Origin of the sequence: Actinosynnema sp. NPDC023658 (assembly GCF_040639995.1) — a bacterium.
GTDB lineage: Bacteria > Actinomycetota > Actinomycetes > Mycobacteriales > Pseudonocardiaceae > Actinosynnema.
The window spans coordinates 1-1,764 of the sequence record NZ_JBFAAX010001093.1; the positions used below are offsets into that span (position 1 = coordinate 1).

At 71.6% G+C, this 1,764-nt stretch carries 1 protein-coding gene; it reads left to right on the forward strand.

Features of this window, described 5'->3' with window-relative positions:
* Positions 1-1,764, forward strand: a 1,764-nt coding sequence (locus AB0G02_RS38400) for a glycosyltransferase (protein ID WP_360804882.1), incomplete at both ends; no start/stop codon positions are given.

The following is a 1,764-nucleotide window of genomic DNA, read 5'->3' on the forward strand; positions in this document are numbered from 1 at the left end:
GCACCTGATCCTGCACGGCGTGCCGCGCCGCACGATGTACGCCGAGCTCGCGCGGCTCTGGGACGCGCCCCTGATCGAGCTGCACGGGCGACGGCCGCCCGCCGCAGCGCTGATGGCCCGGCGCGAACCGCGGGACTTCGCGCTGGCGGGCTGGGTGCCGTGGCGGCTCGACGGCGAGGTGCTCACCATCGCGACGTCCGTGCCGCCCACCCCCGACGTCCTGGCCGACGCCCGCGCGCTCGCCGGCGTCGACCGCGTCGAGGTGCGGACCGCGACGGACTGGGACGTCAACCGGACCGTCCAGGAGGTCTGCCGCGACAAGCTGCTCTACCGCATCACCGACCAGATGGCCGACACCGCACCGGACGCCTCGGCACGGGTCAGCGTGGCCGTGTGGCAGAAGGTGGTCCCCCCGGTCCTGCTGGTGGCGTTCCTGGTCACGGCGGTGCTGCGCCCCGGCTGGGCGGTGGTCGTGGTCTACAGCGCCGCGAACCTGCTGTTCGTCAACAACATCGCGTTCAAGACGCTCTACGGGCTGCGCTCGCCGTGGCGGATCGCGCAGAAGCGCCGCTGGGAGCGGGCGGTGCGCCGGGAGCGCGAGCGCCGCGGCCTGCGCGGCGACTGGCCGGGCCGGGTGCCGGACGACCGCCTGCCCGTCTACACGATCCTGGTGCCGGTCTACGACGAGGTCGAGGTGGTCGCGAAGGTGATCGGCAACCTCGACCGGCTCGACTACCCGAAGTCCAAGCTGGACGTGCTGATCCTGCTGGAGCAGGACGACACCGCCACGATCGAGGCGGCACAGGCGAGCAGACCGCCGGAGTACGTGCGGATCGTGATCGTGCCCGAGGGCCGGCCGCGGACCAAGCCGCGGGCGTGCAACTACGGGTTGGAGTTCGCCAAGGGCGAGTACGTCGTCATCTTCGACGCCGAGGACCGGCCGCAGCCCGACCAGCTGCGGCGGGCGGTGGCCGCGTTCGAGGTGAACCGGCTGGTCAAGGGGTGGGTCGACCCGACGGCGCCCCGGCTGGTGTGCGTGCAGGCCTCGCTCATGTACTTCAACTCCGACTACAACCTGCTGACCCGGATGTTCTCGATCGAGTACGCGCACTGGTTCGACATGATGCTGCCGGGCATGGACGGTTCGGGCCTGCCGCTGCCGCTGGGCGGCACGAGCAACCACTTCGAGACCGAGGTGCTGCGCCGGCTCGGCGCCTGGGACCCGTACAACGTGACCGAGGACGCCGACCTGGGCCTGCGCATCGCGAGCCAGGGCTACGCCGTCGGCACGATCGAGTCCGCCACCGGCGAGGAGGCCGTGTCCGAGTCGTTCGCCTGGATCCGGCAGCGGACCCGGTGGATCAAGGGCTACCTGGTGACCGCGGCGGTCAACACCCGCAACCCGGCCCGCTGGTTCCGGCTCAACGGGATCGGCGGCGTGGTCGGCATGGTCGGGCTGGTGCTCGGCACCCCGCTGGCGTTCCTGGCCTACCCGCTGGCGCTGCTGTTCACGGTGGTGACCTACATCGGCATCCGCGTCGGCGTGGACTTCCCGACCCCCATCCTCCAGGGCGGGCTGCTGCTGATGCTCGGCGGCAACGGCGCGATGATCGTGTTCTCCGGTGTCGCCGCGTGGCGCCGCTACAACTGGCGGATCGCCGTCTACGCGGTGCTGGACCCGGTCTACTGGCTGATGCACTCGGCGGCGGCGTGGCGGGCGGCCTACCAGCTCGTCTTCGACCCGCACCGGTGGGAGAAGACGCC